Annotated in this window: 16 protein-coding genes; 11 read left to right on the top strand and 5 right to left on the bottom strand. The window is 67.7% G+C overall.

Annotated elements, in window-relative coordinates:
- Positions 1-100: 100 nt before the first annotated feature.
- From C477_RS05500 to C477_RS05480, 5 genes are all read left to right on the top strand, one after another.
- Complete coding sequence (locus C477_RS05500) at positions 101-1294, top strand: helix-turn-helix transcriptional regulator (RefSeq protein WP_008893464.1); 1194 nt, start codon at positions 101-103, stop codon at positions 1292-1294.
- Positions 1295-1465: 171 nt separating this feature from the next.
- On the top strand, positions 1466-2113 hold the full coding sequence (locus tag C477_RS05495) for a hypothetical protein (RefSeq protein ID WP_008893463.1): 648 nt from the start codon (positions 1466-1468) through the stop codon (positions 2111-2113).
- Positions 2114-2217: 104 nt separating this feature from the next.
- Entirely contained in the window at positions 2218-2994 is a 777-nt protein-coding gene (locus tag C477_RS05490) for a hypothetical protein (protein WP_008893462.1), read from the top strand.
- Positions 2995-3273: 279 nt separating this feature from the next.
- Positions 3274-4329, top strand: a complete 1056-nt coding sequence (gene endA, locus C477_RS05485; RefSeq protein WP_008893461.1) for a tRNA-intron lyase — start codon at positions 3274-3276, stop codon at positions 4327-4329.
- 48 nt (positions 4330-4377) lie between these two features.
- Positions 4378-5520 (top strand): tubulin/FtsZ family protein, encoded by a 1143-nt coding sequence (locus C477_RS05480; RefSeq protein ID WP_008893460.1) that lies wholly within the window; start codon positions 4378-4380, stop codon positions 5518-5520.
- 12 nt (positions 5521-5532) lie between these two features.
- On the opposite strand, the gene C477_RS05475 is transcribed toward C477_RS05480, so the two are convergent.
- The 3 genes from C477_RS05475 to C477_RS24700 form a co-directional block, all read right to left on the bottom strand.
- Entirely contained in the window at positions 5533-6468 is a 936-nt protein-coding gene (locus C477_RS05475) for an ornithine cyclodeaminase family protein (RefSeq protein ID WP_008893459.1), read from the bottom strand.
- 75 nt (positions 6469-6543) lie between these two features.
- Positions 6544-6939 carry a methylated-DNA--[protein]-cysteine S-methyltransferase gene (locus tag C477_RS05470; RefSeq protein ID WP_008893458.1) on the bottom strand — a complete coding sequence of 132 codons (396 nt, stop codon included), beginning with the start codon at positions 6937-6939 and terminating at the stop codon, positions 6544-6546.
- A gap of 54 nt (positions 6940-6993) precedes the next feature.
- A complete protein-coding gene (locus tag C477_RS24700) occupies positions 6994-7128 on the bottom strand; it encodes a hypothetical protein (protein WP_008893457.1) in 135 nt (44 codons plus the stop codon).
- An 86-nt stretch (positions 7129-7214) separates the two neighbouring features.
- Here C477_RS24700 and C477_RS05465 point away from each other — a divergent pair, with 86 nt between their 5' ends.
- From C477_RS05465 to pheT, 4 genes are all read left to right on the top strand, one after another.
- Complete coding sequence (locus tag C477_RS05465; protein WP_008893456.1) at positions 7215-8840, top strand: tryptophan--tRNA ligase; 1626 nt, start codon at positions 7215-7217, stop codon at positions 8838-8840.
- A 100-nt stretch (positions 8841-8940) separates the two neighbouring features.
- Positions 8941-10422: a hypothetical protein gene (locus C477_RS05460; protein WP_008893455.1), complete on the top strand. Its 1482-nt coding sequence runs from the start codon at positions 8941-8943 to the stop codon at positions 10420-10422.
- 323 nt (positions 10423-10745) lie between these two features.
- Entirely contained in the window at positions 10746-12272 is a 1527-nt protein-coding gene (gene pheS, locus C477_RS05455) for a phenylalanine--tRNA ligase subunit alpha (RefSeq protein ID WP_008893454.1), read from the top strand.
- Positions 12272-13987: a phenylalanine--tRNA ligase subunit beta gene (gene pheT / locus C477_RS05450; RefSeq protein ID WP_008893453.1), complete on the top strand. Its 1716-nt coding sequence runs from the start codon at positions 12272-12274 to the stop codon at positions 13985-13987. The genes pheS and pheT overlap by 1 nt, the downstream gene beginning before the upstream one ends.
- 182 nt (positions 13988-14169) lie before the next feature.
- Here the strand turns inward: pheT and C477_RS05445 are convergent, their stop codons facing one another.
- A complete protein-coding gene (locus C477_RS05445) occupies positions 14170-14367 on the bottom strand; it encodes a hypothetical protein (protein ID WP_006111025.1) in 198 nt (65 codons plus the stop codon).
- Positions 14368-14606: 239 nt separating this feature from the next.
- On the opposite strand from C477_RS05445, the gene C477_RS05440 reads away from it, so the two are divergent.
- Positions 14607-14915, top strand: coding sequence for a non-histone chromosomal MC1 family protein (locus C477_RS05440; RefSeq protein WP_008893452.1), 309 nt, complete (start codon positions 14607-14609; stop codon positions 14913-14915).
- Positions 14916-15246: 331 nt separating this feature from the next.
- Positions 15247-16572, top strand: coding sequence for an MFS transporter (locus C477_RS05435; protein ID WP_008893451.1), 1326 nt, complete (start codon positions 15247-15249; stop codon positions 16570-16572).
- Positions 16573-16625: 53 nt separating this feature from the next.
- Here C477_RS05435 and C477_RS05430 read toward each other — a convergent pair whose 3' ends face one another.
- Positions 16626-17297 (bottom strand): type 1 glutamine amidotransferase, encoded by a 672-nt coding sequence (locus tag C477_RS05430; protein ID WP_008893450.1) that lies wholly within the window; start codon positions 17295-17297, stop codon positions 16626-16628.
- Positions 17298-17354 lie beyond the last annotated feature (57 nt).

Here is a 17354-nt window from a genome sequence, read left to right as displayed (position 1 = left end):
ATTTCTGGCACGAGTTTCGGATTATCGTGCCGATCGCGGCCGATTGCGGCCGTCTTTTGACTTCGGTACGTTTTAAGCGAGCTGGCAAGTACCGACTCGCATGAACAGTCGCGTCGGCGTGACGGTCGCGGTCGTCGCGATACTGCTCGTCGGAACCGGGCCGATCGCAGCCGTCGGAGCCGCGGACACCGGGCGGCCGCAGTCGGAGTCGGAGCCGGAGCCGTTCGCGGTCCAGCAAGACCAGATCGACGCGGACGAGGTCCGAATGGACGTCGCGCTCCGGTCGAACGGGACCGCCGAGTGGCGCCTCGAGTTCCTCGTTCGGCTCGACGACGAGGAGAGCACGACGGCGTTCGAATCGCTGCGGGACGATATCCGCGACGATCCGGACAACCACACGCAGTCCTTCGCCGACCGAATGGGCGAGACGGTCGCCACGGCCGAGAACGCGACGGGTCGCGAGATGTCCGCCGACGGGTTCGCCGTAGAGACCGAGCGACGGTCGTTCGCCCGGGAGTACGGCGTCGTCAGGTACACGTTCCAATGGCACGGGTTCGCCGCCGTCGATGGCGACGAACTCCGGGCGGGCGACGCCCTCGAGGGGATCTACCTCGACGACGGGACTCGATTGCTGATCGAGTGGCCGGACGGATACGACCGAGCCTCGGTCGCGCCGGAGCCCGACGACGAACGCGATCGCGCGGTCATCTGGCGGGGCGGCGACACCGACTTCGTCTCCGGCGAGCCGCGCGTCGTCGTCACCGCTGCGGGGACGGGGCCGTCCTCGGCGCTGCTCGCGGCGGCCGCCCTCGCCGTCGTCGCGCTCGGTGCCGCAGGCGTCTGGTGGTATCGCAACCGCTCGCGGCCGAGCGCACCGCCGACCGGCGGAGACGTCGATCGAAGCGATTCCGACGTCGCTCGAGCGGACGATGCGACGGCGTCGCCACCGACCGACGAATCGACGGCGTCGGCGGAACGGACCCAGTCCGCGCAGTCGACGGACTCGAGTACGAGCGCGAGCGCAAGTGCGACCGGGACCGGAGCGCCGGATCCGGACCTGCTCAGCAACGAGGAACAGGTCCTCCGCCTCGTTCGCGAGAACGGCGGCCGGATGAAACAGCAGGCCGTCGTCGAGGAACTCGACTGGACCGACGCGAAGACGAGCAAGGTCGTCAGCGGCCTCCGCGAGGAGGGGAAACTCGAGTCGTTCCGCCTCGGCCGCGAGAACGTGCTCTCGCTTCCCGGCGAGGGCGATCCGCTGACCGACGAGGACGACGGTCCCGAATCGACATGAGAGCGAACCGAAACCGTATCCCGATCCGGACTGATGGCTGACACGAGTCGGCGAAACCGACGAAATCGCCGGACGGCATCGGATCGAAAACGGCGTTGAATCGCGTTAATCGTCGGTGAACCCGAGTCATCGTCTCGAGCGTATATCACCACCCGAAGACAACACCAACCAATGAATCGAACCACGTCGATCGCACTGGCAGCGATTCTCGTCGTCGCGGCGGTCGCGGTCCCCTTCGCGGCGGCGAGCGCGACCTCCAGCAGCGGAGCGCAGTCGGAGACCGACGCCGACGACGGAACCGAATCGATCGAACCCGGCGCGCAGTTCGCCGCCACCGTCGGCGTCCAGAACGCCGAACTCGAGGGTAACGTCTCGGAACGGGCCTTCGGCGTCCGGATCGCGAACGCCGAGTCCAACGAGACGAAAGCGGCCGTCATCGCCGCGCAGTTCAACGAGACCGACCGGCGCCTGACCGAACTGGAGGACAGACTCGAGGAGTTGAACGAGTCCCGCGAGGCCGGCGACCTCAACGAGGGGCGCTACCGCGCGGAAGTCGCGACGACCGTCGCCGAGATGCGAAGCCTCGAGCGACGGGCCGACGCGGCCGAGACCGCCGCAGCCGGAGTTCCCGAACCCACCCTGGCCGATCACGGCGTCGACGTCGAGTCGATCCGGACGCTCCGGGACCGCGCCGGCGAACTCGGCGGCCCGGAGACCGCGGCGATCGCTCGTTCGATCGTCGACGACGACCACTCGTCAGGCGGGCCGAACGAACGAGGGAACGGAGCACAGGGCAACGAGCGCGGCGGGCAGCCGTAATCGCGACCGCGACCTCGATCGAGAGCGCGAGCGGCTCGCGCTCTTCGCGGTCGAGACCGGCCGCGGGCCGCGGGTTTAAGTACGAAACCGGGGCCAGACCGCCCATGATCGACGACGCGATCCGCGTGCTCGCGGGCGACTGTACCGTTATCGCCGAGACGGGGGACCGCGAGGAGTACCGCGGTCGAGTGACGACCATCGTCAAACCCGACAACACCGTCCTGGTCCACGACAGCGACGGCTACCAGCCCGTCGCGTGGCTGACCCGCGCCGACAGCGTCTCGAGCGATCACACGGGCGATTTCACGCTCGTCGCGAAGAAGGGCACGCAGACGCTCCGGATCGCCGCCCACGAGCAGGACGGCTTCGCCAACTACCCGGCCTCCGCGGCCGGCACGCCCGTCGGCCGCTGTCCCGACTGCGGCGCCGCTCTCGTGCGCTCGAGCGGCGTCCACTGCGTCGGCTGCGGCGACCGCTACGGCGTGCCCGCCGACGCGACGATCCGCGACGAGCAGAGCGACTGCGACTGCGGCCTCCCCAGAATGCGCGTCGAGCGCGGCCTCGCGTTCGACGTCTGTCTCGATCGGAGCTGCGAGTCCCTGGACGCGGCGGTCCGGGAGGCCTTCGACCGCGAGTGGGACTGCCCCGAATCCGACTGCGACGGCGACCTCCGAATCCTGCGGCGCGGCGGGCTCATCGCCGGCTGCGAACACTACCCCGACTGCGATACCGGCTTCGCGGTCCCCTCCGGCGTGGTCGGCGGGGAGTGCGGCTGCGGGCTTCCCACCTTCGAGACCGCCAGCGGCACCCGCTGTCTCGACGCGACGTGCGAGAAGGGGTTAGCGCGGCCGCTTGAGACTGATTCCGCGGCCGACGACTGACCGGCGAACGTCGGTTCTCGCCGTGCTATAGCCGGTCGGCCAGCCGCCGCTGCGGTGGGTGGGACTGAAAGGGGCTTCCGGGCTGGACGAACCCGGACGACGTAAGCACTACAGGGAGTGAGCGAAGCGAACGACCGAAGCGCGCAACGAGTCCTGGGAGTACAGCCCGGAAGGGGCTTTCAGGATGTTCGCGTCGAGTACTGCAACTCGAGCAGTACCGTCAACGACGAAGAGGAATCGATCCGCAGCCCCTTAGTCCCCGACCGTCAAACCTCGTCTATGGTACTCGAGGGGCGGTTCGACGAGGCGGCGGGCGTCGTTCGCGTCGGCGACGACGCGCGCCAGCGCTATCACGATTCCCGGGGGTACGGCTATCCGCTCGAGGGCAACGAGATCGCACTCGCGCCGATCGAGGCGGCACACCTGCTCTACCGCGGGGATCTCGAGGCGGTCGTCGACGATTCGGGCGAACGGCTCGATTTCCGGGCGTTCGTGGCCCGCGAGCCCGGCCGGAAGTTCGGCGTGCGATTTCTCGTCTACGCCGACCTGCGCTCGCGGGGGTTCTATCTCTCACCGGCGTCGGAGCCGTGGGTCGCCGATCCGCCCGCGGAACCGGCCGATTTCGCGGTCTTCCCGCGCGGGAAAGGCCCCGGCGACGGCGAGATCGAGTACGCCCTCCGGGTGATCGGCGAGCGAACCGACGTCCCGGCCGGCGAACTCACCGCCGGCGTCCTCGCGGTGGTCGACGAGGAGAGTGAGATCACCTACTTCGAGGTCTCACGGCGGGATCCGTCGGGGACGACCGGTGCCACCCTTCCCGACGGCTGCGAGGCCGACCTGCTGGCCGACCGCGTCGTCGTCTGGGAGCCGCCGGTCGACCTCTACGAGTCGGCCTTCTACGGCCAGCCCCTCGAGGGACGGGAGTACGACAAGCCGACGCTGCAGTGCTCGCTGCTCGAGGCGGCGTACCTCGCCGAACGCGGCGCGATCGCCCTCGAGCCGACGGCGGTCCGCGAACGGGGCCGCGAGGTCGAGGGCGAGCGGTTCGACCGGCGGCTGGCGGTCTACACCACCCTGCGCGAACGCGGCGTCGTCCCGAAGACGGGCTACAAGTTCGGCGCGGACTTCCGGACCTACGCCGACGTCGAGTCCGTCGAGAACCTGGGGCACTCGGAGCTGTTGGTCCGGGTCCACCCCGCCGACTACGTCTTCGAACCGCGAGACCTCGCGCTGGACGTCCGGCTGGCCCACGGCGTCCGGAAGACGATGGCGTTCGCGCTGGTCGACGAGGCCGGCGACGTCGACTGGTGGTCCCTCGAGCGACTGACGCCCTGAGCCTCGAGCGAGCGGAACCGTGAAAACCCCTCGGCCGAGTATCCCGGTATGCAACTCGAGGTGATCGGCGTCGGGGGCGCGGGCTGTCGGATCGCCGACGCGATCCGAGCCGCGGAGCCAGCGGACCGCTCGTTTCTGACGGACGTCTTCGTCTTCGACACCGACGCGGCGACGCTCCGACGAACCGTCGTTCCCGAATCGCACCGCCACCGGTACGGACAGGGCACCGGAATCGACGCGGACGACGACCTCGAGCGACGGTCCGAGATGGGCGAGACACACGCCGAGGAACTGCTCGAGGCGCTGGATCAGGGCACGCCGGGCGAGGCCGACGCGTTTCTGATCGCCGTCGGTCTAGGCGGCGCGACCGGCGGCGGAACGGCGCCCGCACTCGTCGCCGCGCTGCAGCGACGGTACGACGCGCCCGTCTACGTGCTCGCGACGCTGCCGGCCGACCGAGAGTTCGATCCCGACGCCGACGCCGGGGATACCGGACCGCACTCGCGAACGACCGCGGCCGCCGGGAACGCCGAGCCGCCGCGGCCGACCGCGGCGTCGAACGCGGTCGCCACGATGGAGCGACTCGAGGGACTCGCCAGCGCCGTCGTTTGTTTCGACAACGAGGCGTGGCTGCGCCCCGGCGAGACGGTCTCGGACACCCGCGATCGATGCAATCGGGAGCTGGCGGGTCGCGTCGCGGCCGTCTTCGCCGGCGGCGGGTCGGACGACTCCGTCGCCCAGAACGTGATCGACGCGAGCGACATCGAGCGGATCCTCGGCAACGAGTCGGCGATCGTGGCGCTCGGCTACGGCGATCAGGACGTCGAAACGAGTAGCTCGCGGTTCGGGCTCGGACTCCTGTCGACCGACCGGGACGTCGAGACGAGCGAGGCGGTCAGCGCCGTCGAAACGGTCGTCCGGAAGGGGATCCACGGAAAGCTCACCCTCGAGTGCGACCCCGAAACGGCCGCCCGCGGGCTGTTGGTCGTCGGCGGGCCGCCGACGTGGCTCAACCGGCAGGCGATCGCCGAGGGCCGGCGGGCGCTGCAGTCGACCGTCGGCGGCAACGGCGTTCTGGGCGGCGACGCGCCGCGTCCCGACGGCGAGACGGTCTTCGCGGCGATCGTGCTGGCCGGAGTCGAATCGGAGCGACTCGAGGAGTTGCGGGCGGCCGCGGATCGAACGGCGTAGCGCCGTATCGACTTACGCGACGTCCTCGAGAAACCGCCGTCCTAACACGACCTCGGTCCCCGCGAGCCCGACTGAACAGAACAGCGTGATCTCCTCGGCGTCGCTCCGCCCCAGTTCGGGGTCCTCGAGCGCGTCCGCCAGTTCGACCATTCGGTCGTAGTCGTCGCCGCTGACCAGGTACTCGCGATCGTAGTCGTCAACCTGCGGAATCGAGTCGGTCGCGATGGCATCGGCGCGGTCGACGACCTCGAGGGGCAGTTCGTGGGTGCCCCGGAAGCGCGGGCCGATCGTCGTCACGTGGGTACCGGGCTCGAGCCAGTCGGGATCGAACACCGGTTCGTCGCTGTCGGTCGCGCAGACGAGTGCGTCTGCCTCGCGGACGACCGGCTTCGGATCGTCGACCGCGCGGACGGTCGGTTCGACCCCCTCGCCTGCGGTCTCGGCGAACGACGTGCAGCTCTCTGCGGTCGGGCTGTAGACCAGGACCTCGTCGAAGTCCCGGACCGAACAGGCCGCACCGACCTGCGTTCGGGCCTGCACGCCCGCGCCCAGCACGCCCAGCGTCTCGCAGTTCTCGCGGGCGAGGCAGTCGATCGCGAGGCCGCCGATCGCGCCCGTCCGGAGCCGGCCCGTCGCGTGGCCGGCGAGCAGCCCCTCGAACGCGCCGGTCGTCGCGTCGAAGACGGCCACCAATTGCGTGCGGTCCGCACCCGCCTTGGAGTCGGGATAGTTCCCGTACACCCGGAATCCGGCGGCGTTCGTCGGTCCCGTCGCGGCGCCGACCGTGAAAACGAGTTCGCCCTCGCCGGCCTCGACGTACCAGCGCGGCGGCGCCTCGAGCGTCCCGGCCGCGCGTTCGGCGAACGCGTCACGCATGGCGTCGATCACCGTCTCGTAGTCGAACTGCGAGTAGACGTCGCCGTCCGTCAGAATCGGGAACGCGACCATACGCGGACGTTACGCGAAGCGAATATAACGGTTCGCCGACCGCTCGAGTAGATCGCACACCGAACGAACGCCGGCCTACGGCTCGTCCGGAATCGAAGCCCCCTCGTGCTCGAGCAGCCGTCGTTTCAACTCCAGTCCGCCCGCGTAGCCGGTCAGCGAGTCGGCGCCGACGATCCGGTGACAGGGGACGACGACGGGGATCGGGTTGCGGCCACAGGCCTGTCCGACCGCGACCGGCGCCGTCTCGAGGGCGGCCGCGACCTCGCCGTACGTTCGCGTCTCGCCGGCCGGAACCCGTTCTATCGCCCGCATGACGTCGCCCGTGAACCCGTCGGGATACTCGATCTCGAGATCGAACGTCGTTCGCTCGCCGGCCTCGTACTCGCGGACCCGCTCGCTGATCGTCGCCGCGTCCGCGTCGATCCTCGAGTCGTCGATCTCGCACTCGCGGTCGAACACTCGGATCTGCATATCGCGTCGTTCGTCGGGGCGTCGCTTTACTCTAGCAGGTCCCGTCGAACGGGATCACTCGCTTCGCTCCGCCGACTCGTCCGCCGTCACTCGACGGCGGAGCCACTCGAGGGTGAGGCCGCCGCCGACGAGTCCGGCGCCGGCGGAGAAGCCGGGAGCGCCGTCGGTCTCGTCTGCGATTTCGTTCACCGGGCGAGGCGGATCGATTCCCGATTCGAGGCGGTACCGCCGCGAAGCCGAAGGCTTTTGCGAACTGGCGCGCCAAGACGAATCTAATGACCGGAGACGACCCACTCGAGGAGTCCGAGTCAGGGGAATCGACGACCGATGGAGGTGACGGAAACGCAGCCCCGCAGTCGGAACTTCGACCCGACGGCGGCGCTGCCGGTGCCGACGACGTTGCACTGGACCCCTGGGGATCCTCGAGCGTCTCCGACTACCGCAAGCTGTTCGAGGAATTCGGTATCGAGGAGTTCGACGAGGTCCTAGAGGAGGTTCCGAATCCGCACTACCTGATGCGGCGGGGCGTCATCTTCGGCCACCGGGACTACCGTCCGGTCGCCGAAGCCCTCCAGAACGACGAGCCCGCGGCCGTCCTCTCCGGATTCATGCCGACCGGCGACCCGCACATCGGCCACAAGCTGGTCTTCGACGAGATCATCTGGCACCAACAGCAGGGTGCCGACGCCTACGGGCTGATCGCCGACTTGGAGGCCAACTCAGCCCGCGGGATGTCGTGGGAGGAAATCGACGAGCACGCTCGGGACTACCTCCTCTCCTTGCTCGCGCTCGGCTTCGACCCCGAGGAGGGCGAACTCTACCGCCAGTCCGAGAACCGCGAACTGCAGGACCTCGCCTTCGAACTCGGCGCCGACGCCAACTTCTCGGAGTTCCAGGCGATCTACGGCTTCGACGGCGAGACCGACGTCTCGCACATGCAGTCGGTCGTCACCCAGATGGCCGACATCCTCTACCCGCAACTCGAGGAGCCCAAGCCGACGGTCATCCCCGTCGGCCCCGACCAGGACCCCCACGTCCGGCTGGCGCGGGACTTAGCCGAGCGGATGCGCTTCTTCAAGGTCACCGAGGCCTACGCCAGCTTCGAACTCGAGGACGAGGAGCGCGCGCTGGTCGCGGAGTTCTACGAGCGTCTCGAGCCCGAAGAATTCGACGACGACACGCTGCGCTGCGTCCACGTCGCCGAAGCGTTAGAGGAGACGCCGCTGTCGGAACTCGAGGTTGACGCGAGCGTCCTCGACTCGGTACTGACCAAGCTCGAGGAGGGCGGCATGGAGCCGATCCGACCCCGCACGCGCTTCTTCGACCGGCGGGCGACCGAGGAGGCCTTCGACGCTCTCGTCGAGACGATCGACGGCGAGAAACGGGTCTACGAGAGTCACGTCGACGCCTTCGACCTCGACCGCGCCGCGGCCGAGGAACTCGCCCGCGAGATCGAGGTCGACAACGGCGGCTACGGGTTCCAGCCGCCGTCCTCGATCTACCACCGCTTCATGACCGGGCTGACCGGCGGCAAGATGTCCTCCTCGATTCCCGCTTCCCACATCTCGCTGCTGGACGACCCCGAGGACGGCTACGACAAGGTCAAGGCCGCCTCGACCGGCGGCCGCGAGACAGCCGAGGAACACCGCGAGAAGGGCGGGAAGGCCGACGAGTGTCCCGTCTACGAGCTCTACGCCTACCTGCTGGCCGGCGACGACGACGAGTTCGCCAAGCGCGTCTACGACGAGTGTACGAGCGGCGAGCGCCTCTGTGGCGACTGCAAGGAGCAGGCCGCCCAGCTGATGCGGGAGTTCCTCGAGGAACACCAGGAGAAACGCGAGGAGGTCGAGGAACTGCTCGCGGAGACGGACATCGAACTCGAGTCGCCGCGCCGACGATAGTAGACGGCCCCGCGGTGACAGGGGATAACTGGTGTCCGTTCGCTGATTTTTCTCGATTTCAGGAGAAAGCATATCCGGGGTCGCGGTGTAGGCCGCGTCGATGGAGACCGGCCGCTCCGACGATCCGAGCCGAGACGTCGTCGTCTGCGCCAACGTCCTCGGTTCCTTCGGCGTCGCGCCCGACGACATCCGCGCCCAGCGTCGGGAGTACCGCACCGCGGTCCCGCCCGGGCAGGAGGAGCGTTCCCTCGAGTCGATCCTTTCGGACGTCCTCGCGGACGCGCGCGACCGGACGGCGACGGTGCGCCAGCTCGTTTGTCGGGGCGACCGGGGACTGACCTGCTCGGCCCGCTACGCCCAGCGAGCGCTGGGACGGAAACTCGAGGCCGTTTTCGACGCGATCGGCTGGGAATTCGAGTGGACGCGGACGGGGCCGGCCGAGAACGGCCGGGACCGATTGGAACTCGCCGCGACGGATCCGAACGGTCGCGAGCGGGAGGCGACGGTCGCCTACCCGCAAACGCCGCTCGACGACGACAACCTCCCCGCCGTCCTGCGGGCGGTCGACGAGCGCCTCCTCGCGGGTACCGACGCGACGATCGTCCTCCTCTCGGCGGGCGTCGACCGCTGGCGGGCCGCGCTGGTCGAGGAAGGGGAGCTCGAGGCGCTTCGCGATCGCTACGGCGAGCGGATTTCGGCGTTCGACCGCCCGCTGTTGCCGACCCACGATCTCGCGGCGTACGTTCCCGAGGCTCCCGGCGACGAGATCGATCCGACGGACGCGACCGAGTCGGATCCGTGGCCAGCGTGGGCGCTCGAGCGCGCCGAGCGGCGCTTGGATTCCCTCGGCAGCGCCGTCGAAACGGAAGCGGCGGCGCCCGGCGACGAGCGAGAGTCGGTCGCGTCGCTCATCGACGAAGCCGAACCCGAGCGCACCTCGACGGCACGAACTGACGACGTCCCGACCGACGACACCGCGACCGACGCGAGCGGGTCGACGCAGAAATCGTCGTCGACGACAGCCACGTCAGCGCCGTCGACGGCGGCCGGCGGATTCGAACTCCGGGGCGGGTCGCCGACCGTCTCGCGAGTTCGCGACGATTCCGACACGAGTGCCGGCGCGTCGCTGCGGGACGTCGCCGACTCGATCCTCGAGACGGAGCGCGAGCGAGCGGCCGGGAGAGGGGATCGTTCCGATACCGACGGCGACGACGAGAGCGAGGCCGAGGACGAAGACGATTCGTCGGACGACGGGTTCGGCACGCTCTCGGGAACCACGAAGACGACCCGCGTGACCAACGACTCCTTCGGCGCGGGCGAGGAGTTCGCCACGGAGAACGACCGCTACCGCGCGCTCGGCGTCGCGCTGGGCGCCGGCGGCGCCGTCGACGTCGAGGGGCTCCTCGAGGACGACGACTTCCTCCCGGAACTTCCCGCGAGCGGTCCAAGCGAGACACGTATCGAGTTCGCCGACGAGTTCGATCCCGCGGCGGTCCCCGAGACGACGGCCAGCGCCGAACAGTCCGGCTTCGAGTGGGTCGACAGCGGCCGCCTTGAGACGACGCGGCTCTCGAACGACTGAGCGGAGAGTGCCGTCGGATCGCCGAGTCACGGCGTCCGCGTCGTGGTGTGGGAGACAGTATCACAACGTTTTTGGCTCGCAGCTGAGTGTACTCGCGTATGGCAACCGAATCCCACGATGATGGCGGTGTCGCCGGACGGACACAGCGACTGCGATCGGGATTCGGTTTCTTCTTCGCCCGGTGAGCCCGGGCCAGTGGAGCCGCTAGGGACCGGTAACGGGTCCCCGCGGCGAAACCGGCCGTTCTGTGCGCCCGCCCGGACGATCCGGCGGGCGGTATCGGAACCGCTAACTGACCGACACGCAGCCATACGAACAAGCGAATGCAACTTCCAGCACAACAGGTCGCGGTCTTGGAGGCCGCGAGCGCGGACGAAGCAACGTCCGTCGACGCGCTCGCCGAGCGAGCCGACCTCCCGCCCGAAACCGTCACCGGGGCGGCGTTCGAGCTCGAGGACGAGAGTCTGGTCGAAATCGAGGAACGCGTCGACGAAACGGTGGCACTCACTGAGGAGGGCGCCGGCTACGCCGGCGACGCCCTTCCCGAGGTGCGGCTCTACGAGGCCGCTCTCGAGGCCGGCGCCGACGAGGAGGCCGTCCAGATGGGACGGGTCATTGGCGCCTCGGGGCTCGAGGGAGCGGGGGTCGACATCGCGCTGTCGAACTACGCCCGGAAGGGGTACGGCACGATCGACAGCGGCGAGATCACTGCCGATCCGGACGCCGATCCGTCGGCCGATGCCGAGGCGAACGCGCTCGAGACGCTGGCCGACGCGGACGAGGCCGCCGTCGATAGCGTCGACGTCGATTCGGAGACGCTCGACCAACTCGAGCGACGCGGCCTGCTCGAGCGCCGGGAGTCGACCGTCCGCGAGATCCGTCTGACCGACCGCGCCGTCACGGAGCTGATGGCCGGCATCGAGACCGCCGAAACGGTCGGGCAGGTCACGCCCGAACTCATCACGAGCGGCGAGTGGGAGGACGTCGAGTTCGCCGAGTACAACGTCGAGGCCGACGCCGAGGAGATCGGGAGCGGGAAGGTCCACGTCCTGCGCCAGATGTCCGAGCGCGTCAAGGACGTCCTCGTCGGGATGGGCTTCCAGGAGATGGACGGTCCCCACGTCGACGCGGACTTCTGGATCAACGACTGCCTGTTCATGCCCCAGGACCACCCCGCGCGAACCCACTGGGATCGCTTCGCCATGGAGCAGCCCAGCCACATCGACGAGTTACCCGAGGACCTCGTCGCGGACGTCGAGCGCGTCCACCGCGAGGGACTGGGCGATGACAGCGAGGGCTACCACTCGCCGTGGGACGAGGACTTCGCCCGCGCGCTCGCGCTTCGCGGGCACACGACCTCGCTGTCGACGCGGTACCTCTCCGGGACCCAGATCGGCGAGATCGAACCGCCCGCGCGCTTCTTCAGCGTCGAGAAGGCTTACCGTAACGACACCCTCGACGCGACGCATCTCCTCGAGTTCTACCAGATCGAGGGCTGGGTGATGGCCGAAGACCTCTCGGTGCGGGACCTCATGGGCACCTTCGAGGAGTTCTACACCCAGTTCGGTATCGAGGACATCCAGTTCAAACCCCACTACAACCCCTACACCGAACCGAGCTTCGAGCTGTTCGGCACCCACCCCACGACGGGCGAACTGATCGAGATCGGTAACTCGGGCATCTTCCGCGAGGAGATGCTGGAACCGCTGGGCGTCGACTGCGACGTCATGGCCTGGGGGCTCGCGCTGGAGCGACTCGCAATGCTCACCACCGGCGCGGAGGACATCCGCGACCTCCACGGCACGCTGGCCGACCTCGAGTTCCTGCGGAACGCGGAGGTGACCTACTGATGCCCACCGTCGATATCGATCCCGACGAACTGCGCGGCCTGACCGGTCGCGAGGAGAAGAGCGACGACGAACTCAAAGACGACCTGTTCGGCCTCGGCCTCGAGTTCGAAGGACGAACGGAAGACGGCGAGTTCGAACTCGAGTTCGCGCCGGACCGCCTCGACCGGCTCTCGGTCGAAGGCGTCGCGCGCTCGATGCGATACCACTACGGCGACTCGCGCGGGGTCCACGTCCCCTCGACGAACTCGGCGGACTGGACCATCGAGGTCGACGACTCCGTGCCGGACGAGCGGCCCTACGTGACGGGCGCGGTGATCCGCGACGTCGATCTCGACGAGGAAGCCCTCGAGTCGCTCATCCAACTCCAGGAGAAGCTCCACGCGACGATGGGGCGCAAGCGCGCGAAAGGCGCGATCGGGATCCACGACCTGACGATGCTGAAGGGTCGGTCCGCCACGGACAAGAGCGAGCCGACGATCGAGTACGTCGGACTCGAGCCCGACGAGGACACGTTCGTCCCCCTCGATTCGGATCGAGAGATGACGCCCGCGGAGGTCCTCGAGGACCATCAGACGGGCCAGACCTACGCCGACCTCGTCAGCGAGTACGAGCGCTACCCCGCGATCTACGACGATCTGGGGCTGTTCTCGTTCCCGCCGGTCATCAACGGTCGGCGCACCGAGGTCTCGACGGACTCGCGGGACCTGTTCGTCGAGATGACGGGCACCGACCAGTGGACGATCGACAAGATGCTCAACATCGTCTGCTACGCGCTGGCCGCGCGCGGGGCCACGCTTGAGGACGTCGAGGTTGAATACCCCGACCGCGAAATCGTCCGACCGGACCTCGCGACGAAGACGAAGACGGTCGCCCACGACCGCATCGAGACCATCCTCGGCATCGGTCTCGACCCCGAGGAGGTAATCGACCTCGCGGAGCGCTCCGGCCTCGAGGCCGAACGCCAGGAGAGCGACGACGGAGAACTGGTCTACGAGGTCACCGTTCCGCCCTACCGCGTCGACGTCCTTCACCCGCTGGACGTCATCGACGACCTCGGGCGCGCCTACGGCTTCAACGACCTCGAGCCGACCTACCCCGACGTGGGGACCGTCGGGGGCCGCCACGAGCGCTCCCGTCTCGAGCGCGCCGCGCGCACCCAACTCGTGGGTCTCGGCTTCGAGGACCTCCTCAACTTCCACATGATCAACGAGGCGGAGAACTACGAGCGGGTCGATCTCGAGCCTGACGCCGACGTCTACGGCGCCGGCGAGCCGGCGACGATCAAGGAGGCCTACAGCGAGGACTACACCATGCTGCGGACCTGGACCATGCCCTCGCTGCTGATGGTCTTGGAGCGCAACACCCACCGCTCGTACCCGCAGCACCTCTCGGAGATCGGCTTCACGGCCCGCGTCGACGAGAGCGAGAACACTGGCGTCGGCGAGAACCGCCACGTCGGAGCCGTCCTCGCGAGCCACGAAGCGGGCTACGAGGACGCTAAGGCGCGCCTGCAGGCGCTCGCGGAGAACTTCGACGTCGACCTCGAGACGCCGCCGACCGACCACCCGACCTTCATTCCGGGTCGAACCGCATCGGTCGTCATCGACGGCGAGGAAGTCGGCGTGATCGGCGAAGTCCACCCGAAGGTGCTCGTCGAGCACGACCTCGAGGTGCCCGTCGCGGCCTTCGAGTTCGACCTCGAGGCGCTGCAGTAAGCGCTCAAGCAGCTTTTTGCGGCAGCGGTCACCGTGTTGTACCGCGAGCGACCGAAGGGAGCGAGCGGGCCGACGACTGATGTGAAGTGACGCGAAGCGTCACGGAACGGAGGGAGGAGTGCTTTTAATCGAATTTTTGCCGAGGGCGCGGCTTCGCCGCGCCCGCAGCGCAAAACTTCGTTCTAGAACTCGTGTTCGACGTCTTCCTCGTCGGCTTTCTGGATGATGATCTTGCCGTCTCGGACGCGGACGAAAACCTCGTCGCCGATATCCATGCCCGCGACTGCCAGTTCGTCCTCGTGGAGATTCAGATGGACGTTGTGATAGTTGCCGTCTTCGTCTTTGGCACCGCTTGGACTCAGCTTCTTTTTCCGTACCATCGCGGGATTCTATCCCGAACTTCGCCGTAGGATATACTTAAGTGTTTTCGACGCCTCAACGAATGACCGAACGAGCGGTGAAACCAGGTGACGGAACCGTCAGCATCGTTGGAGTCGTCCGCCGGGTAATGCGGTACACTGGCGGAAGCTACTCACTTAAAGATACCGCCGCAGTCGGTCGGTTTTGGGGGATATCTTTATGTCGGATCGTGTGCTGGATTGACACGGAGGCGAAACTTATGGTACGTGAAGACGGGAAACGAAACTTTGCACTGCGCGAGTCGGACGGCGAGGAATCGAGCGTCTTCTCCGGAAACACCCCGCGACAGGCCGCTCTCAAGGCGGCCCGGCGGCTCGAGCCTGGCTCGAGCGAGGACGGCGCGGAACGCGTCGAACTCAGGTTACGGGAGAAGGGAACGGACAAGGTTCACATCTACGACGGCTGGGCGTGGGAGGAGACGGCCCCCGACGACAAGCCCGACTGGATGCCCGGCGAGATCACGGAGGCGAACGTCTCGAAGAAAGGGATCGAACACTTAGACGAGTGAGTCGCTGGCGGGCGAGTTTTTCTCTTCGCGAGCGTATTGACACTATCTGTCGATAGATACCGAGATTTGATTTAACTTTTCGTTTTCCTACCCGCCATTCGTTGACGTCACTGAAGTCCTAGAGGGGGTTTAGTCCGATAGCCACTGCACGATAGTATTGGGATCGTCTAAGAAGTATGCTTTTATAGTATTGAACGGCCAGATTACCCTGTAATATGATCCCAATCAAAAACTATATTCGGGAAGGCCCACACAATTGTACTCCAAATTCGCTCTCAGTACGCGGACCACACGCGTGCCGAGATTCGGCGAACGGGGGTGGGGGAGCCGCATGATCCCCGCGAAGTACAAGAACCTGATCCTCGCGACGGCGATGTTCAACCTCGGGTTCGTCATCTGGTTCTCCTTCGCCCCCTTCACCGGCGAGATCGCCGACGAGTTCGGGCTCTCGGTGGCCCAGCTCGGCGTCGTCTCGAGCGCGGCCGTCATCGCCGTGCCGCTCGGCCGGATCATCGTCGGCCCGCTGACCGACAGATACGGGGCGCCGGTGACCGCGGGCGGGACGATGCTCCTCGTCGGGACCTTCGCGATCGTCAGCGCGTTCGCACGGACCTACGAGGTGTTTACGGCCTCGCGGATCGTCGCCTCGCTGGCGGGGATTACCTTCGTCATCGGCATCCAGCACGTCTCCGAGTGGTTCGAGGAGGAGGAACTCGGCACGGCGGAGGGGATTTTCGCCGGGATCGGCAACGCCGGCGCGGGACTGGGCGCGTACTTCACCCTGCCGCGGATCTTCGGTGAGGGGTACGCAGGACCGCTGTTCTCGTCGAACTGGCGGGCCGCATTCTTCTACACTGGCGTGCTCGCCGTCGCGATCGGCATCCTCTACTTCGTCTTCGGCGACGCTGCAAAGAGCACCGCGAAGCGAGCGGAGACCAAACGGGGCGTCAGCCGGGAGCAGTGGCTCTACATCGCGACGCGCCACGGCGCGGTCGTGCTCGCGGTGGCGTACGTCATGACCTTCGGCCTCGAGCTGGCGATGAACGGGTGGCTGGGCACCTACTACCGCGAGGCGTTCGGCCAGAGCGACATCGTGATCGCGGCGACGTTCGCGGCGACGTTCTCGATCGCGGCGGGGCTGCTCCGCCCGATCGGCGGCTACGTCAGCGATCTCGTCGCGCGCAAGGAGACGGACATTCTTCCGTGGTTTACGGGCCGCTACCGCGAACAGTGGACGTTCGCGACGCTCGTATTCGTCGTGTGCGCTATGTTCGGCATGACAGCGGCCGGCCTGACCGGCAACATCTACGTCGCCGTCGTCGCCGGCTTCCTCGTCGGAACCGGCTGTGCGTTCGCTGAAGGAGCGATCTTCGCCCAGGTGCCCGCGATGTTCCCCGACAACTCGGGCTCCGTGGCCGGCTTCGTCGGCGGCATCGGCTCCTCCGGCGGCTCGATCTACCCGCTGATCTTCGCCGCGCCGTTCCTGTCGAACCTCCACCTCGGCTACGCGGTCGTCGGGCTCACCATGATCCCGATCGTCGCCCTGAGCGCGTGGGTCTTCCAGCCCCAGATCGCCGAGCGCGCGACCGAGAACGGCTGGTTCATCGCCGAGAACCCCGCCAGTAACGGCAGCCCAGACCCGACCAGCGACGACTGACGTCGCCCGCGAGTCGCACTCGAGCGGCGACTCGATAGCCTGCGACGCTCTGCTCACTCCGCCGCGGTCGCGTCGTCGACGATCGACGCGAAGTTCTCGACGACCCGGGTCGCGTTCACGTCGCCGAACCCGCGCTCGGCCTCGGTCCAGCCGAAATCCGCCTCGAGGCGCTCGCGCAGCGCGGCGGTGAACTCGGGGTGGAACTGGACGGTCCACAGCGGTGCCGTCCGGTGGCGCGTCGCGAACGCGGGGTAGTAGTCGGCCGACGCGATCGCGTCCATCCCGTCGCCGGGTTCGGTGACGACGTCCCCGTGGGCGACCGGAACGACCGACGAGACGCCGTCGAAGAGCGGCTCGTCAGCGAGGTCGGCGTCGACCGGTCGGGCGGTCGTCTCGGCTTGCTCGACGGTTCCGCCCAGCGCCGCGTTGGCGATCTGATGGCCGAAGCAGACGCCCAGCGTCGGAATCTCGTTGTCGATCAGCTCCCGAACGAGCCGCTTCTGATCGGCGATCCACGGGCGGTCGTCGACCTCGTAGACGCCCGCCGTACTCCCCGTGATGACGACGCCGTCCGTCTCCTCGAGGACCGGGCGCTCGCCGGCCGGATAGTCGACCGCTCGAGCGTCGGCCGCGGCGTCGGAGACGACCCCCGCTAAGGCGTCGCAGTGGTACTCGCAGCCGGGATCGATCTCGTTGCGGACAACGGTGATCGTCGGGGACGACATCGGTGGTTCAGTGGCCCGCCTTCGAAAAAGGGCTATCGCGATGGAGGGGGTATCGAA

It is taken from the genome of Haloterrigena salina JCM 13891 (genome assembly GCF_000337495.1).
Taxonomy (GTDB): Archaea; Halobacteriota; Halobacteria; order Halobacteriales; family Natrialbaceae; genus Haloterrigena; species Haloterrigena salina.
This window is presented reverse-complemented; position numbering and strand designations above follow the sequence as displayed.

What these genes read in the sequence shown, in the direction of transcription:
- C477_RS05500 (WP_008893464.1), top strand. Translation starts at nt 101, where the DNA reads ATGAACAGTCGCGTCGGCGTGACGGTCGCGGTCGTCGCGATACTGCTC.
- C477_RS05495 (WP_008893463.1), top strand. Translation starts at nt 1,466, where the DNA reads ATGAATCGAACCACGTCGATCGCACTGGCAGCGATTCTCGTCGTCGCG.
- C477_RS05490 (WP_008893462.1), top strand. Translation starts at nt 2,218, where the DNA reads ATGATCGACGACGCGATCCGCGTGCTCGCGGGCGACTGTACCGTTATC.
- endA (WP_008893461.1), top strand. Translation starts at nt 3,274, where the DNA reads ATGGTACTCGAGGGGCGGTTCGACGAGGCGGCGGGCGTCGTTCGCGTC.
- C477_RS05480 (WP_008893460.1), top strand. Translation starts at nt 4,378, where the DNA reads ATGCAACTCGAGGTGATCGGCGTCGGGGGCGCGGGCTGTCGGATCGCC.
- C477_RS05475 (WP_008893459.1), bottom strand. Translation starts at nt 6,468, where the DNA reads ATGGTCGCGTTCCCGATTCTGACGGACGGCGACGTCTACTCGCAGTTC.
- C477_RS05470 (WP_008893458.1), bottom strand. Translation starts at nt 6,939, where the DNA reads ATGCAGATCCGAGTGTTCGACCGCGAGTGCGAGATCGACGACTCGAGG.
- C477_RS05465 (WP_008893456.1), top strand. Translation starts at nt 7,215, where the DNA reads ATGACCGGAGACGACCCACTCGAGGAGTCCGAGTCAGGGGAATCGACG.
- C477_RS05460 (WP_008893455.1), top strand. Translation starts at nt 8,941, where the DNA reads ATGGAGACCGGCCGCTCCGACGATCCGAGCCGAGACGTCGTCGTCTGC.
- pheS (WP_008893454.1), top strand. Translation starts at nt 10,746, where the DNA reads ATGCAACTTCCAGCACAACAGGTCGCGGTCTTGGAGGCCGCGAGCGCG.
- pheT (WP_008893453.1), top strand. Translation starts at nt 12,272, where the DNA reads ATGCCCACCGTCGATATCGATCCCGACGAACTGCGCGGCCTGACCGGT.
- C477_RS05445 (WP_006111025.1), bottom strand. Translation starts at nt 14,367, where the DNA reads ATGGTACGGAAAAAGAAGCTGAGTCCAAGCGGTGCCAAAGACGAAGAC.
- C477_RS05440 (WP_008893452.1), top strand. Translation starts at nt 14,607, where the DNA reads ATGGTACGTGAAGACGGGAAACGAAACTTTGCACTGCGCGAGTCGGAC.
- C477_RS05435 (WP_008893451.1), top strand. Translation starts at nt 15,247, where the DNA reads ATGATCCCCGCGAAGTACAAGAACCTGATCCTCGCGACGGCGATGTTC.
- C477_RS05430 (WP_008893450.1), bottom strand. Translation starts at nt 17,297, where the DNA reads ATGTCGTCCCCGACGATCACCGTTGTCCGCAACGAGATCGATCCCGGC.